This is a genomic window from Kitasatospora sp. NPDC051170 (assembly GCF_044455705.1).
Classification (GTDB): domain Bacteria; phylum Actinomycetota; class Actinomycetes; order Streptomycetales; family Streptomycetaceae; genus Kitasatospora.
In genome coordinates, this window is the sequence record NZ_JBITFA010000013.1 from 229,018 (window position 1) to 242,818 (window position 13,801).

16 protein-coding genes are annotated in these 13,801 nt (G+C 72.9%); 6 read left to right on the plus strand and 10 right to left on the minus strand.

Annotated elements, in window-relative coordinates:
* Position 1: 1 nt before the first annotated feature.
* From ACIBCA_RS26490 to ACIBCA_RS26500, 3 genes are all read right to left on the minus strand, one after another.
* Positions 2-973: a YgfZ/GcvT domain-containing protein gene (locus ACIBCA_RS26490; protein WP_396285492.1), complete on the minus strand. Its 972-nt coding sequence runs from the start codon at positions 971-973 to the stop codon at positions 2-4.
* A gap of 101 nt (positions 974-1,074) precedes the next feature.
* Positions 1,075-1,539 (minus strand): Fur family transcriptional regulator, encoded by a 465-nt coding sequence (locus ACIBCA_RS26495; protein WP_396285493.1) that lies wholly within the window; start codon positions 1,537-1,539, stop codon positions 1,075-1,077.
* Between the two features lie 88 nt (positions 1,540-1,627).
* On the minus strand, positions 1,628-2,230 hold the full coding sequence (locus ACIBCA_RS26500) for an FABP family protein (protein ID WP_031064068.1): 603 nt from the start codon (positions 2,228-2,230) through the stop codon (positions 1,628-1,630).
* A 357-nt stretch (positions 2,231-2,587) separates the two neighbouring features.
* On the opposite strand from ACIBCA_RS26500, the gene ACIBCA_RS26505 reads away from it, so the two are divergent.
* Positions 2,588-2,950: a DsrE family protein gene (locus ACIBCA_RS26505; protein ID WP_396285494.1), complete on the plus strand. Its 363-nt coding sequence runs from the start codon at positions 2,588-2,590 to the stop codon at positions 2,948-2,950.
* Here ACIBCA_RS26505 and ACIBCA_RS26510 read toward each other — a convergent pair.
* From ACIBCA_RS26510 to ACIBCA_RS26540, 7 genes are all read right to left on the minus strand, one after another.
* On the minus strand, positions 2,944-3,228 hold the full coding sequence (locus ACIBCA_RS26510) for a DUF3099 domain-containing protein (RefSeq protein ID WP_396285495.1): 285 nt from the start codon (positions 3,226-3,228) through the stop codon (positions 2,944-2,946). The genes ACIBCA_RS26505 and ACIBCA_RS26510 overlap by 7 nt on opposite strands.
* Before the next feature lie 84 nt (positions 3,229-3,312).
* Positions 3,313-3,603, minus strand: a complete 291-nt coding sequence (locus ACIBCA_RS26515) for a DUF1416 domain-containing protein (protein ID WP_030288989.1) — start codon at positions 3,601-3,603, stop codon at positions 3,313-3,315.
* A 40-nt stretch (positions 3,604-3,643) separates the two neighbouring features.
* Positions 3,644-4,480 carry a sulfurtransferase gene (locus ACIBCA_RS26520; protein WP_396285496.1) on the minus strand — a complete coding sequence of 279 codons (837 nt, stop codon included), beginning with the start codon at positions 4,478-4,480 and terminating at the stop codon, positions 3,644-3,646.
* A 230-nt stretch (positions 4,481-4,710) separates the two neighbouring features.
* Positions 4,711-4,791: an Ms5788A family Cys-rich leader peptide gene (locus ACIBCA_RS26525; RefSeq protein WP_353652343.1), complete on the minus strand. Its 81-nt coding sequence runs from the start codon at positions 4,789-4,791 to the stop codon at positions 4,711-4,713.
* 229 nt (positions 4,792-5,020) lie between these two features.
* Positions 5,021-5,740: a DUF2993 domain-containing protein gene (locus tag ACIBCA_RS26530; protein WP_396285497.1), complete on the minus strand. Its 720-nt coding sequence runs from the start codon at positions 5,738-5,740 to the stop codon at positions 5,021-5,023.
* 162 nt (positions 5,741-5,902) lie between these two features.
* Positions 5,903-7,213, minus strand: a complete 1,311-nt coding sequence (locus ACIBCA_RS26535; protein WP_396285498.1) for a hypothetical protein — start codon at positions 7,211-7,213, stop codon at positions 5,903-5,905.
* 14 nt (positions 7,214-7,227) lie between these two features.
* Entirely contained in the window at positions 7,228-7,524 is a 297-nt protein-coding gene (locus tag ACIBCA_RS26540; RefSeq protein ID WP_051836118.1) for a MoaD/ThiS family protein, read from the minus strand.
* Between the two features lie 680 nt (positions 7,525-8,204).
* Between ACIBCA_RS26540 and ACIBCA_RS26545 the strand changes: the two genes are divergently transcribed.
* The 5 genes from ACIBCA_RS26545 to ACIBCA_RS26565 all read left to right on the plus strand — a co-directional run bounded on the left by ACIBCA_RS26545 (position 8,205) and on the right by ACIBCA_RS26565 (position 13,779).
* Positions 8,205-8,936: a winged-helix domain-containing protein gene (locus ACIBCA_RS26545; protein WP_396285499.1), complete on the plus strand. Its 732-nt coding sequence runs from the start codon at positions 8,205-8,207 to the stop codon at positions 8,934-8,936.
* Positions 8,937-9,062: 126 nt separating this feature from the next.
* Positions 9,063-10,109, plus strand: a complete 1,047-nt coding sequence (locus ACIBCA_RS26550; protein WP_031064090.1) for a LacI family DNA-binding transcriptional regulator — start codon at positions 9,063-9,065, stop codon at positions 10,107-10,109.
* A gap of 115 nt (positions 10,110-10,224) precedes the next feature.
* On the plus strand, positions 10,225-11,424 hold the full coding sequence (locus tag ACIBCA_RS26555) for a S1C family serine protease (RefSeq protein ID WP_396285500.1): 1,200 nt from the start codon (positions 10,225-10,227) through the stop codon (positions 11,422-11,424).
* 85 nt (positions 11,425-11,509) lie between these two features.
* Positions 11,510-12,286 carry a response regulator transcription factor gene (locus tag ACIBCA_RS26560; RefSeq protein WP_396285501.1) on the plus strand — a complete coding sequence of 259 codons (777 nt, stop codon included), beginning with the start codon at positions 11,510-11,512 and terminating at the stop codon, positions 12,284-12,286.
* A gap of 5 nt (positions 12,287-12,291) precedes the next feature.
* Complete coding sequence (locus ACIBCA_RS26565; RefSeq protein WP_396285502.1) at positions 12,292-13,779, plus strand: sensor histidine kinase; 1,488 nt, start codon at positions 12,292-12,294, stop codon at positions 13,777-13,779.
* The last annotated feature ends 22 nt before the right edge of the window (positions 13,780-13,801 follow it).

Here is a 13,801-nt window from a genome sequence, read left to right on the forward strand (position 1 = left end):
TCTACTGCGGGACGATCACGTCCTGGGTGCCCGGCACCGTACCGGCCAGCAGCACCGCGTCCACCGGGACGTTGCGCTTGACGATCGCCAGCGCGATCGGCCCCAGCTCGTGGTGGCGCGCCGAGGAGGTGACGAAGCCGAGCGAGCGCCCGTCCGGGTCCGAGGCGAGCCGCACCTCGGTGCCGTGCGGGGGCAGCGTCTCCTCGGTGCCGTCCAGGTGCAGGAAGACCAGCCGGCGCGGCGGGCGGCCCAGGTTGTGCACCCGGGCGACGGTCTCCTGGCCCCGGTAGCAGCCCTTCTGCAGGTGGACGGCGGTGCGCAGCCAGTCCACCTCGTGCGGGATGGTGCGGTGGTCGGTCTCGAAGCCGAGCCGGGGCCGGTGGTCCTCGATGCGCAGCGCCTCGTACGCCCAGATCCCGGCGGCCGGGCCGTACCCGGCGGTGAGCTTCTCCAGGTCGGCACGCGGCACGAACAGGTCGCGTCCGTACGGGAGTTCACGGACGGCGGCGGCGCCCTCGGCGGAGCCGTCGGAGCCGGCGGGCAGGTGGACCACGGCGTAGTCGGCGGTCGCGTCGGCGACCTCCACCCGGTAGAAGAACTTCATGCTCTCCAGGTACGCCACCAGCGCGCCCTGGGTGCCGGGCTCGACGTGCGCCCAGGTGGTGGTGCCGTCGTCGACCAGGTAGAGCGCGTGCTCCACGTGCCCGTTCGGGGAGAGCACCAGCGCCTCGGCGGCCTGCTGCGGAGGCAGCTCGCTGACGTGCTGGGTGAGCAGCAGGTGCAGCCAGGTCAGCCGGTCGGCGCCGGTGACGGTGAGGACGCCGCGGTGCGAGAGGTCGACGAAGCCGGTGCCGCGTGCGAGGTTGCGTTGTTCGCGGAAGATGTCGCCGTAGTGGGCGGCGACGCCCTCGTCCGCCCCCTCGGCGGGGACGGCTCCGGGCAGGGCAAGCAGCGGGCTCTTCGGACCGGTCATACCGGCCAGCTTAGACCGGCCGGAAAACGGGGGGTGGAGCAAGGAGCGGCGTCCGGGCCGAGTCCGGGCGGCGCGACGCCGCCCCCGCTTTCCGGCCGGTCCTACGTCCGGGGGTCGGAGAGCTTGGCCGTGCAGTCGGCGCAGCGGCCGAAGATCGCGAAGTGCTTGAGGTCCGTGTCGAAGCCGTGCCGCTCGCGCAGGCTGTCGATCAGCGGCTGGGCGATCTCGGTGCCGGTCTCGGTGACCTGGTCGCAGTCCCGGCAGACCAGGTGCAGGTGGTGGTGGCGCCCGGCCAGGTGGTAGGTCGGGGCGCCGTGGCCGAGGTGGGCGTGGGAGACGAGGCCCAGCTCCTCCAGCAGCTCCAGCGTGCGGTAGACGGTGGAGATGTTGACGCCGCTGGCGGTCTGCCGCACGTGGCAGAGGATGTCGTCGGGGGTGGCGTGGTCGAGCACGTCGACGGCCTCGAGGACGAGCTGGCGCTGCGGGGTGAGCCGGTACCCGCGCTCGCGCAGGTCGGCCTTCCAGTCGCCGGAGAGCTGCCAGTCGGTGGTGCCGGTGTCCGCCACTGTCTGTCCCTGCCAAGGTCGGGGGGTCCTGATGCCAGTGTAGGGACCGGCCCGGGGCCGGTCCCTACCTCGTGCCTCGCCGGGGCCTCTACTTGAAGAAGGCGATCCCGTCGTCCGGCAGGTCGTTGATGTCCTTGATCAACTGGGCCGGGCTGAGCACCTTCTTCAGCTGCGCGGACATGTACGGCCGCAGCGGCACCTGGGGCGCGGCCTTCTCGCCGACCCAGAGCAGCTCGTTGTTGACGAAGCCGTACAGGCGCTTGCCGCCCGAGTACTCCGGGGAGCCCTCGATCCGGGCCACCGCGTCCGTGGAGACGTCGATCTGCGGCTTGCCGTCGGCCAGCTCGCCGTACCAGATCTCCACGGTGCCGTCGTCGCGGACGGAGGAGATCTCGATCCCGCGGGCACCGCTGGTGCCGTGCTGGTTGCTGGTGATGCGCCAGAACGCGTGCTCGTTCTCCAGCGGGCGGACCTTCTCGCCCTCCTCGTCCAGGACCCAGGTGCGGGACCGGAACTCCAGGAAGGGGCGGCCGTCGTGCCGGATCACGATCTCCTGGCCGAAGTTGCACTTCTCCGTGCCCGGGCCCACCTCATTGGGCAGAGGGGCGTAGACGCCCGCGCCCTCCCACGTGCCGAGGAGGAAGGCGAGCGGGACGACGTCCTGGTGGAGGTCAGAGGGGATCTCGATCATGTTCCTGGTCGCTGTCGTCGGTGTGCGGATGCCTCAACCGTACGGCAGGCTCAGCGCTGGCCCTGGTACAGCTTCATCACCGAGAAGATGGCGAACCAGGTGATCAGCACAGCCATGAGGGCCAGCAGACCGTCGAAGAAGTATTCCAGAGCGGACACGGGGGGCTCCCAGGCGACGACAGTGTGGTGGATCGTTCGCCGCTCACTCTATCCGTCGGGCATTCCCCGGTCGTGGTGAGCCCCACCACCCGGGGCGGGTCTTTCGGCGCACGCCGGGAGGGCATCCGCCGCCCAAGGTTTGCCCAAGGGATTCGAGGATGACGGCGGGCCGGGACCGCCGGAGCTCTAAGGTGTCGCCATGTCGAAGAAACTGGTCATCAAGGTCACCGCCGGGGCGGACGCGCCGGAGCGGTGCTCGCAGGCGTTCACGGTGGCGGCGGTGGCCGTCGCCAGCGGGATCGACGTCTCGCTCTGGCTGACCGGGGAGTCCTCCTGGTTCGCCCTGCCGGGGAGGGCGGCGGAGTTCGAGCTGCCGCACGCGGCGCCGCTGCCGGACCTCCTGGAGGCGATCCTGGCGTCCGGTTCGGTGACGCTGTGCACCCAGTGCGCGACCCGGCGCGGGATCGAGCAGAAGGACACCGTCGAGGGCGTCCGGATCGCGGGCGCGCAGGTCTTCGTCAGCGAGATCATGTCGGACGGCGTGCAGGCGCTCGTCTACTGACGAGGACGGTCGGGGCGGTCGCGGTCGGGACGGTCACGGTCGTGGCCGGGCTCGTCCCACTTCGGGTCGTCCCAGCGCGGGTCGTTCCACCAGTCGTCGTCCGGGTCCCTCTTGTTGGCGAACACCGCGGCGGCCGGCGGGATGACCATCGCCACCAGGCACAGGCCGATCGCCGCGCCCACCGAGAAGAACCGCACCACGCCCCAGGCCAGCACGAACAGGCCGAGGCAGACGCCCATCAGGACGTAGTACCAACGCCGCCGCCGTCTCGCCTGCACGCTTCCACGGTACGGCGGAGGGCCCCCGCTCGGCAGGGGCCCTCCGTCCGTTCCTGAAGCTGATCAGGAGCTGATCAAGGCTGATCAGACCGCGATCGCGACCTCGACGGCGGTGCCCTGGGAGGCCACCACCTGACGGTCCACGGTCTGGCCCGGCACCAGCGCGCGCAGGGTCCACTTGCCCGGGCGGGCGAAGAAGCGGAACTGCCCGGTCGCCGAGGTGGGCACCTCGGCCGTGAACTCGTTGTTCTCGTCCAGCAGCCGGACGTAGCCGTTGACCGGCTCACCGTCGCGGGTCACCGAACCCTGGATGATCGTCTCGTTCGCCACGTCTACTCCTGCCAGGTCCGGGCCGCCGGCCTTCGCACCGCACATGTCTTTCGTTTCCCTTCTGACTTACCGCGCGAGCCGGGGCTCAGTAGCTGCCGAGCTCGATCGGCACGCCGACGAGGCTGCCGTACTCGGTCCACGAACCGTCGTAGTTCTTGACGTTCTCCTGGCCGAGCAGCTCGTGCAGCACGAACCAGGTGAGCGCGGAGCGCTCGCCGATGCGGCAGTAGGCGATGGTGTCCTTCGCCAGGTCGACGCCCTCGGCCTCGTACAGGGCCTTGAGCTCGTCGTCGCTCTTGAAGGTGCCGTCGTCGTTGGCGTTCTTGGCCCACGGGATGTTGCGGGCGCTCGGCACGTGGCCGGGGCGCTGCGACTGCTCCTGCGGGAGGTGGGCCGGGGCGAGCAGCTTGCCGGAGAACTCGTCGGGCGAGCGGACGTCGACCAGGTTGAGGTCGCCGATCGCGGCGATCACGTCGTCGCGGAAGGCGCGGATGGAGGAGTCCACGGCCTGGGCCTTGTACTCGGTGGCCGGACGGGCCGGGACCTCGACGACCAGGTCGCGGGAGTCCAGCTCCCACTTCTTGCGGCCGCCGTCCAGCAGGCGGACGTCGCCGTGGCCGTACAGCTTGAAGTACCAGTAGGCGTACGAGGCGAACCAGTTGTTGTTGCCGCCGTACAGGACGACGGTGTCGTCGTTGGCGATGCCCTTGGCGCTGAGCAGCGCCTCGAAGCCGGCCTGGTCGATGAAGTCGCGGCGCACCGGGTCCTGGAGGTCCTGCTTCCAGTCGATCCGGACGGCGTTGCGGATGTGGTTCTTCTCGTAGGCGGAGGTGTCCTCGTCGACCTCGACGATGACGACCTTCGGGTCGTCCAGGTGGGCCTGGACCCAGTCGGCGTCGACCAGGACGTCGCTGCGGCTCATGGTGGTGTTCTCCATCCGAGGGCGGTGTGGCGGAAGGTGCTGCTCAGGGGGGCAGGGCTGCCGGGTGGACGCCTGTTCCGAAAGCCCGTCCGAATATCGAGACGGACGGGAGGATGCGGTACGACCGGGCGGGAGACTGCGGGTACGGCGGCGACCTGCGGCCCGAGCGGCCGGCGGAGGTCACCGGGAAGATCGGCGGCGGGCTGCAAACGCCCTGCCAGGACGCCGATTCAGCGCATTCGACACAGACAGGCGGACACGCGGCACAGGTCGACCGCCCGCCGCTTCGTGAGATCCGTCTGTCGCTTCATGCCGACGATGCTAGGGACACTCGAGGGCCGCTGTCATCAGCGTATCGAATGGCGAGACCAGGAAGCTCACATTCCGGGATTCGCCTCCCCCGCACCCGTGCCGGGCCCGGGCCGCGGCCCCGCTGCGGCGCAGAACGGGCGGAAACGACACCGCTCCGCGGGTCGCGCTGGACAGCGCGTCTCGCGGAGCGGAACGGGGCTTCGGGCAATGGAGCTTCGGGTGGGCCCGTCAGCCGTGGAGCTGGACGTCCTTGCCGTCGAAGGCCAGCCTCAGCCCCGCCTCGACCGGCACGGCGCCGTCCTTGTCGGCCAGCTTCAGCCCGGCCGGCAGCGAGTCCAGGGTGAAGCTCAGCGGCTCCACCTGCTGGCCGGACACCCCGGCGAGCGCCCCGGCCAGGCCGCTCAGCTGGAAGCCGTCCACCGTGATCGTGTTGCCCTTGGTGTGCACCGTGCCCTCGCCGACCGCCAGCGGCCCCAGCGACGCCTTCACCTTGCCGGGCCCGCCGTAGGAGAGGCTGACCCGGGAGGAGCCGCCGACCGGGAGCTTGCCGTGCACCAACTGGCTCGCCGGGGGCAGCAGTTGGGCGAGGTCCGCGTAGGTGATCACCCCGCTGCCGCTACCGCTGTCCACGGTGACGCTGCTCATCCCGTCCTTCACCTTGACCCCGGACAGCTTCGCCTCGAACGCGTGCATCGCCACCTTCTGGCCGCCCTCGCCGATGGTCACGTCGTCCGAGGTGACCCGGACGTCGTCCAGGTCCATCGACAGCGCCTGGGTGAGGAACGGGAAGCCCTCGATCGACACGTCGGGCTTCTGGTTCATCCAGCCGCTCTTCACGATCCGGTCGGCGGCCTCGTCCTCGGCCACGCCGACCGCGATCCGGTCGGCCCCCACCAGCAGGCCGCAGAGCACCGCCAGGCCGATCGTCGCCTTCAGCCATCCGCGCATCGCGCTTCCCCCGTCGTCGCCGGTCGCCGTCGTCGTTCGCCGTCACTCGGTGGCCGCCCCTGCGGCCACTCCCGCCCCGACCGTACGACGAACCGCCCCGGAGCTTGGTTCCGGGGCGGTTCGAGGTGTGCCGTGAAAGGTGCGCCGTGCGGTCGCCCGCCGTCAGGCCAGGAGATCGGTGGCGATCCAGATCAGCGGCGCGGCCACCGCCAGCGGCAGCGCCACGCCCGCCGTCAGGTGCACGAAACGGGACGGGAAGTCGTACGCCGCGACCCGGCGTCCGACCAGCGCGCCCACCGCGGCGAGCGCGCCCAGCGCGAGCGGCGCGCCCTCCACCAGGCCCAGCAGCACCGCCGCGGCCAGGCCCAGCAGCGGGCCCAGCTGCTTCGGGCCGGGCAGCGGCGCCGCGGCCAGCACCGTCGCCACCGCGACCGCGCCCACCCCGGCGGACACCCAGTCGGCCAGCAGCAGCATGGTGCACAGCGCCGTCACCACCGTCGCCGAGCCGAGCACCGTCAGCGCGTAGAACCGCTCCTTCGGGTCCGAGGGACGGAAGGTCTGCAGCACCATCACCAGCAGGAAGAACCCGCCGAGGGTGCCCACCACGGCCGCCGCCGAACCGTCCGAACCGGCCACCAGCACGGCCGCGTCCGCCGTGAACCCGGCCAGCGCGGCCAGGGCGATGCCCTGCCGGGCCGGCCACATGCCGTTCAGCCGGAACCAGCCGGCCGCCGTCAGCACCTGGAGCAGCGCCACCACCAGCGCCAGCGGCACCTGCCCGAGCGCGTCGCCTGCCGCCAGCAGGCCCGCCACGGCGGCGGTGATCAGCGCGGGCTGCAGGCCCGGGTCGATGATCGGCGAACCGGTCCGGCCGCGGGGGCCGGCCTGCGGCTGCGGCTGCTGCGGGGCCTGCGGGGGGAACGGCTGCTGCGACGGGACGCCCGGGTACGGCGGGCCGGCGGGGACGTCCGGGCGCTTGAGCGTCATGGTCGGCGGGTCGAACCCGGGCGCCGGCTGGGGCACGGGCGCGGCGGCCTGGGGCGGGAACGGGGCCTGGGCGTGCGCGGGAGCCGGGGCCTGGGCGGGGGCCGCGTGCCGTCCCTGGGACCGGGACTGCGGCTGCTGCGGCTGCTGCGGCTGCGCCGCGTGCTGCTGCCGGTACGGCGGCAGCACGCCGGGGACCACCGGCGGCAGCAGCGTCGTGGCCGCCGCGTCGTCCAGCGGCGGCACGGGCGGAAGGAGCGTGGTCGCGGCGGCGTCGTCCGTCGCCGGGACCGGCGGCAGCAGCGTCGTCGCGTCCTGGTCCGCCGGGTAGCCGTACGGCCCCGGCTGCGGGTACGGCTGGTAGCCGGGCGCCTGCGGGTGGACCTGCTGCGGCCACTCGCCGAAGCCACCCTGCTGCTGCCCGCCCTGCTGCTGCGCACCCTGTTGGGGCCCACCGTGCTGGGGCCCGCCCTGATGCGGGTTGTTCATGTCCGTCACGCCCCTCAGCCTCCCGCGAACGGCGGAAGGACCTCGACCGTCCCGCCCTCGGTCAGGGCGACCAGATTGTGGTCACGGCCGCCCACCTGCGCGCCGTCGACCAGGTACGAGCAGTGCCCGAGCAGGCGCAGCAACGCCGGCCGGTCCGCGTGCCGCTCCCGGACGCCCGCCAGCGCCTGCGCCAGCGTCGCCGCCTCGTACGGCTCCTCGGCGAGCCCGGCCCCGGACTTCGCCGCCGCCCAGTAGCGGATCGTCCCGCGCACCCGGGCGCCGCCGTCGGCGGGCTCGGTGGTCGCGCCCATCGGGCCACCCCTTCTCGTCGTCCTCGCCCGGCCCGGGAGCCCCGGTCCGGATCGCCACCGCGGCGGCCCGAAACCACCCGAACGATGGACCCGAGCTGCGCCGACGATGCGCGTCCCATGATGGCGTGTCGGCCACCACGAGCGGCAATCGCCCTGGCCGGACGGGCCCCGGCCGAGGCGCGAAGCCGTGATCAGACTCACCCGTCCGGTGCCCGGATTGGGCGATGCGCCGGGTTCGACACCTCCCGGGCCGGGCGGGGGTCAGCTATCCTCGACCACCAAGAGGGACCCGGGCAGAGTCGCCCCCGGGTCCTTTCGTGCTTACAGGACGCCAGTACGGACGTTCTTGCGATTCGTCGGCCCACCCCCGGCGCGCGCAGGGACCGCCCGCCGCTCGCGGCACGACGACGTGCCCCGTCCGGCCGGGTGTCGCCACCGGGCGCCGGGCCGCCGCCCGGCACCGGACCAGACCGGAGGTTCGCGGGAATGAGCGGGGCAGAAACGGTGCGCCAGGGGTCGCGGGCCCCGGAGCGCGTGCGCCGTCGCGCCCGGCACACCGCCCACGCCCTCCTCGCACATCGGGCTCCCGGCGTCCTCCACCCCACCCCAGCACGTGCGCCATCCGGCTGTGGCGGCAGCCGGACAGCGACCGCGACGACCCGGAAAGGGGACCACCGGGTATGAGTTCTCTGCTCCTCCTCACCAACGCGCTGCAACCCTCCGCCGAAGTGCTGCCCGCGCTCGGCCTGCTGCTCCACAACGTCCGGGTGGCCCCCGCCGAGGGCTCGGCCCTGGTGGACACCCCCAGTGCGGACGTCATCCTCGTCGACGGCCGGCGCGACCTGCCGCAGATCCGCAGCCTGTGCCAGCTGCTGCGCTCCACCGGCATCGCCTGTCCGCTGATCCTCGTGGTCACCGAGGGCGGCCTGGCCGCCGTCACCGCCGAGTGGGGCATCGACGACGTCCTGCTGGACACCGCCGGCCCGGCCGAGGTCGAGGCCCGGCTGCGGCTCGCGCTCGGCCGCCTCCAGGTCGCCGTCGACGAGAGCCCCATGGAGATCCGCAACGGCGAGCTCTCCGTGGACGAGGCCACCTACTCGGCCAAGCTCAAGGGCCGCGCGCTCGACCTCACCTTCAAGGAGTTCGAGCTGCTCAAGTACCTCGCCCAGCACCCCGGCCGGGTCTTCACCCGGGCGCAGCTGCTCCAGGAGGTCTGGGGCTACGACTACTTCGGCGGCACCCGGACGGTGGACGTCCACGTACGGCGGCTGCGCGCCAAGCTCGGCGTCGAGAACGAGCAGCTGATCGGCACGGTGCGCAACGTCGGCTACCGCTTCGTCGTCCCGGAGAAGCCCGACAAGGGCGAGCGCCCGGAGCCGGCCCCGCGCGCCACCTCACCGCTGGAAGCCTGAACGGGCGGGGGAGAACCGTTCCCCCGCCCGGCTTGTCCGGGTTCCGACCCTCACCCGTACGGCCCACACCGCCGGCGGCGAAAGGTCCCCCTGCCCAGGTGGGGACCACACGCGTAGACTCCCCCCGTGGCCAAAGTGACGCGCGACGATGTAGCCCGACTGGCTGGGACCTCGACCGCGGTCGTCAGCTACGTCATCAACAACGGGCCGCGCCCGGTCGCGCCCGCCACCCGGGAGAAGGTCCTCGCGGCGATCGACCAGCTCGGCTACCGGCCGAACAGCGTCGCCCAGGCGATGGCCTCCCGCCGCACCAACCTCATCGGCATGGTCGTCCCGGACGCCCGCCAGCCCTTCTTCGCCGAGATGGCGCACGCCGTGGAACGGGCCGCCTCCGAGCGCGGCAAGCTCGTTCTGATCGGCAACTCCGACTACGTGGACGACCGCGAGGTCCACTACGTCCGCGCCTTCCTCGGGATGCGGGTCTCGGGCCTGATCCTGGTCAGCCAGGGCCCCTCCCAGCGCGCCGCCGAGGAGTTCGCGGCGATGGAGGGCGCCAAGGTCGTGCTGCTGCACCGGCGCCCCGAGGCGATCGACGACGTCGCGGTCGTCACCGACGACGTGGCCGGCGCCGAGGCGGTCGTGCGGCACCTGCTGGAGGTGCACGGGCACCCGTACGTGGCCTGCTTCGGCGGCCCGGTCGAGTCCCCCGCCCCCGGCGACCCGGTCATCGACCACGTCGAGGGCTGGCAGCGCGCCATGGACGCGCACGGCCTCCCCACCGAACCGCACCTGATCGACGCCCCCTTCCACCGCTACGGCGCGTACGACGTGGCACTCGGCGTCCTGCGATCGCCCGACCGGCCGCGGGCGATCTTCTGCTCCACCGACGACCAGGCCATCGGCGTGCTGCGGGCCGCCCGCGAGGTCGGCCTGCGGGTGCCCGAGGACCTCGCGGTGGCCGGGTTCGACGACGTGCCCGAGGCCGCCCTCGCCGACCCGCCGCTGACCACGGTCGCCTCCGACCGGGACGCGATGGCCCGCGCCGCCGTCGACCTGGTCCTGGACGACTCACTGATGGTGCCCGGCTCGGACACCGAGCGCGTCCGCACCTTCCCGTCCCGGCTGGTCATCCGGCGCTCCTGCGGCTGCAACGGCACCGATCGAACGGAATAGCGCATTCCGCCCGAGTGCCCGCCTGACCAGGCTTTATGAGAACCGAACGGGCTTCTCGGGCCGTTCTGATCCGCTTCTCATCCGCTCCTCATGCGGCGGGCGGAGCTTGGTCGTCATGAGCGAACAGCAGCAGCCCGGCCACGACCAGCACGACCCGCGGCAGCCCGACGGCACCCCGCAGCCGTACGGCACGCACGACACGTACGGCCCGTACGGCTCCCCGGGCGCGCACGACCCCCGGGTGATCGAGGGCACCGTCCTCCACGGCGGCACCGGCACCGGCGGCTTCGACGCCCCGCCCCCGCCACCGCCCGTACCGCCCGAGCCGCCCACCATCCTCGGCCACGGGCCCGCCCACGGCCCGAACGGCCCCCAGGACCCGCAGGGCGCACAGGACCCGCAGGGCCACGGCGGCCGGGCCCGGCGCGGACTGCTGCGCGGCCGCCTCGCCCTGGTCACCGCCGTCGCCGCGGTCGCCGCCGTCCTCGGCGGGGTCACCGGCGGGCTCGTCACCTCCGAGCGGCAGTCCCGGGACACCCGGGTCTCCACCGTCGCCAGCCCGGTCTCCGCCCGCTCCGACGGCACCGCCGACGTGCCCGCCATCGCCGCGGCCGTCTCGCCCAGCGTCGTCGAGATCACCGTCAAGAACGCGGCCGGCACCGCCACCGGCACCGGCGTCGTCCTCGGCAAGGACGGCCGCATCCTCACCAACTACCACGTCATCGCCACCGCGGCCGCCGGCGGCAGGATCACCGTCACCTTCCACGACGGCTCCACCGCCCAGGCCACCGTCACCGGCACCGACAAGTCCCTCGACGTCGCCGTGATCACCGCGAGCGGCGCCACCGACCTCACCCCCGCCGTCCTCGGCGTCTCCTCCACCGTGGCGGTCGGCGACCCGGTCGTGGCCATCGGCAACCCGGACGGCCTGACCGGCACCGTCACCTCCGGCATCATCAGCGCCGAGAACCGCGACGTCACCGTCCAGCTCGACGAGGGCAGCACCAGCGGCAACGGCGGCTTCGGCCTCCCCCAGCTGCCCGGCCAGCGCGGCGGCACCCAGCAGCGCACCGGCGGCGACACCACCACCTACAAGGCGTTCCAGACCGACGCCGCCCTCAACCCCGGCAACTCCGGCGGCCCGCTGATCAACGCGAGCGGCCAGGTCATCGCCGTCAACTCCGCGATGTACGCGCCCGGCGGCTCCGGCTCCTCCGGCACCGGCCAGGCCGGCAGCGTCGGCCTCGGCTTCGCCATCCCGATCGACGCCGTCAAGCAGGTCCTGCCGAAACTTCAGGCCGGCCAGAACCTGTGACCCACCGTCCCCAGGACGGACAATTGCTCCCAGCAGGCCCCACCGCCGAGACCCAGCAGCACCAGACGAGAAAGGGCATCCGCCCATGACCCCGTCCGCCGACGACCGCACCCCCTCCGAGACCGGCCACCCCGGCGCCCGGCTCCTCGTGGTCGACGACGAACCCGCCCTCCGGGACGCCCTGGAGAGCAGCCTCGCGTTCGAGGGCTACGAGGTCGCCACCGCCACCGACGGCTACGAGGCCCTGGAATCCGTCGAACGCGACAAGCCCGACCTCGTGCTGCTGGACATCATGATGCCCCGGATGGACGGCCTCACCGCCGTCCGCCGGATGCGCTCGCGCGGGGACACCGTCCCCGTCCTCATGCTCACCGCCCGCGACGCCGTCGGCGACCGCGTCACCGGCCTCGACGTCGGCGCCGACGACTACCTCGCCAAGCCCTTCGAGCTCGACGAACTCCTCGCCCGCGTCCGCGCCCTGCTGCGCCGCAACGCCCTCGCCACCGAGGCCGCCGCCCGCGCCGCCGCCGAGGACGAGAGCGAGGTCCTCGCCTACGCCGACCTGCGGATGAACACCGCCACCCGCGAGGTCACCCGCGCCGGCAAGCCGGTCGAACTCACCCGCACCGAGTTCATGCTGCTGGAGATGTTCCTCTCCCACCCCCGCCAGGTCCTCACCCGCGAGCAGATCCTCAAGGCGGTCTGGGGCTTCGACTTCGAGCCCTCCTCCAACTCCCTGGACGTGTACGTCATGTACCTGCGCCGCAAGACCGAGCAGGGCGGCATGACCAGGCTCATCCAGACCGTCCGCGGAGTCGGCTACGCCCTGCGTCCGGCCACCACCGGCGGCACCGCCACGTGAACAAGGTGCCTCCCCCGCCCCTCGGCCCGCCCCGCACCGCACCGGGCCGACGCGCGCGCCTCGTCCACTGGCTGCGCTCCCGCTCCCTGCGCAGCCGGCTCACCTTCCTGAGCGCGGCGGCGGTGGCGGTGGCGATCGCCCTGTCGGCGCTGGCGTGCTGGTTCATCGTGGAGAAGCAGCTCTACAACCAGGTCCGCACCGACCTGGCGGACGTACAGGCGATCCCCAAGCTGCCTCCCACCCTCCCCGCGTACTGCGGCGCCACCCCCGAGGCCGCCCTGGCGCTCGAGAAGGCGACGCCGTCCGATATGGGCGGCACCCTGCGGGACGTCCAGTTCGTCGCGGCCAGGACGCACGAGGTCTGCCTGGCCCCGCGCGCCAAGAGGGCCATCGTCCTCAACGCGGACGACGGTCAGGCGTACCACCTCAAGCCCAACCAGTCGATCATCCGCGACGGCCGCTACACCAACGGGGACCCGGCGGTCGTGCGCATCTACCGAGCCGACCCGGACCCGAAGCTCGGCCCCGGGCTGATGATGATGGCCACCCCCACGAAGTCCGTCGAGGAGTCCCTCCAGGGCCTCGCGCTCCTCCTCGGCGCCGTCTCCCTCGGCGGCATCCTCCTCGCCGCCGTCGCCGGCCGACTGGTGGCGCACTCCTCGCTCAAGCCCGTCGACCAACTCACCGACGCCGTCGAGCACATCGCCCGCACCGAGGAGGTCGGCACCACCATCCCGGTGCAGGGGCAGGACGAGATCGCCCGGCTGTCCGCCTCGTTCAACTCCATGAGCACGGCCCTCGCCAACTCCCGCGAGCGCCAGACCCGGCTGATCGCCGACGCCGGACACGAACTGCGCACCCCGCTCACCTCGTTGCGCACCAACGTCGACCTGCTGATCCGCAGCAACGAGACCGGCCGCCCGCTGCCCGCGGCGACCAAGACCAAGCTGCTGGGCAACATGAAGGCCCAGATGCAGGAGCTCACCGTCCTGATCGGCGACCTGCTCCAGCTCTCCCGCCCCGACTCCCCCAAGCCGGTGCGCCAGCTCGCCGTCGTCGCCCTGCACGAGATCACCGGGCGGGCGCTCGAACGGGCGAAGCTGCGCGGGCCCGGGCTGGTCTACGACACCGGGACCGAACCCTGGTACGTGCACGGCGACGCGGCCGCGCTGGAGCGGGCGGTGATCAACCTGCTGGACAACGCCGTCAAGTACAGCCCGCCCGGCGGCACCATCGAAGTCCGGCTCCACCAGGGCGTGCTGACCGTCCGCGACCACGGGCCCGGCATCCCGGCGGACGAACTCCCCTACGTCTTCGACCGGTTCTGGCGCTCACCCTCCTCGCGCCAGCTGCCCGGCTCGGGCCTGGGCCTGTCGATCGTCGCGCAGAGCGTCAAGGAGGCGGGCGGCGAGGTCGCCCTCGGCCCGGCCGGCGACGGCGGCCCCGGCACCCTCGCCACCCTCCGCCTGCCCGGCGGGCCCGCGCCGGAATAGCAGGACGGGCGGGGCGCCCCGA

Bases quoted from the DNA above. Each gene is read 5' to 3' on its own strand.
- ACIBCA_RS26490 (WP_396285492.1), bottom strand. From the start codon at position 973: ATGACCGGTCCGAAGAGCCCGCTGCTTGCCCTGCCCGGAGCCGTCCCC.
- ACIBCA_RS26500 (WP_031064068.1), bottom strand. From the start codon at position 2,230: ATGATCGAGATCCCCTCTGACCTCCACCAGGACGTCGTCCCGCTCGCC.
- ACIBCA_RS26505 (WP_396285494.1), top strand. From the start codon at position 2,588: ATGTCGAAGAAACTGGTCATCAAGGTCACCGCCGGGGCGGACGCGCCG.
- ACIBCA_RS26515 (WP_030288989.1), bottom strand. From the start codon at position 3,603: ATGTGCGGTGCGAAGGCCGGCGGCCCGGACCTGGCAGGAGTAGACGTG.
- ACIBCA_RS26520 (WP_396285496.1), bottom strand. From the start codon at position 4,480: ATGAGCCGCAGCGACGTCCTGGTCGACGCCGACTGGGTCCAGGCCCAC.
- ACIBCA_RS26525 (WP_353652343.1), bottom strand. From the start codon at position 4,791: ATGAAGCGACAGACGGATCTCACGAAGCGGCGGGCGGTCGACCTGTGC.
- ACIBCA_RS26530 (WP_396285497.1), bottom strand. From the start codon at position 5,740: ATGCGCGGATGGCTGAAGGCGACGATCGGCCTGGCGGTGCTCTGCGGC.
- ACIBCA_RS26535 (WP_396285498.1), bottom strand. From the start codon at position 7,213: ATGAACAACCCGCATCAGGGCGGGCCCCAGCACGGTGGGCCCCAACAG.
- ACIBCA_RS26540 (WP_051836118.1), bottom strand. From the start codon at position 7,524: ATGGGCGCGACCACCGAGCCCGCCGACGGCGGCGCCCGGGTGCGCGGG.
- ACIBCA_RS26545 (WP_396285499.1), top strand. From the start codon at position 8,205: ATGAGTTCTCTGCTCCTCCTCACCAACGCGCTGCAACCCTCCGCCGAA.
- ACIBCA_RS26555 (WP_396285500.1), top strand. From the start codon at position 10,225: ATGAGCGAACAGCAGCAGCCCGGCCACGACCAGCACGACCCGCGGCAG.
- ACIBCA_RS26560 (WP_396285501.1), top strand. From the start codon at position 11,510: ATGACCCCGTCCGCCGACGACCGCACCCCCTCCGAGACCGGCCACCCC.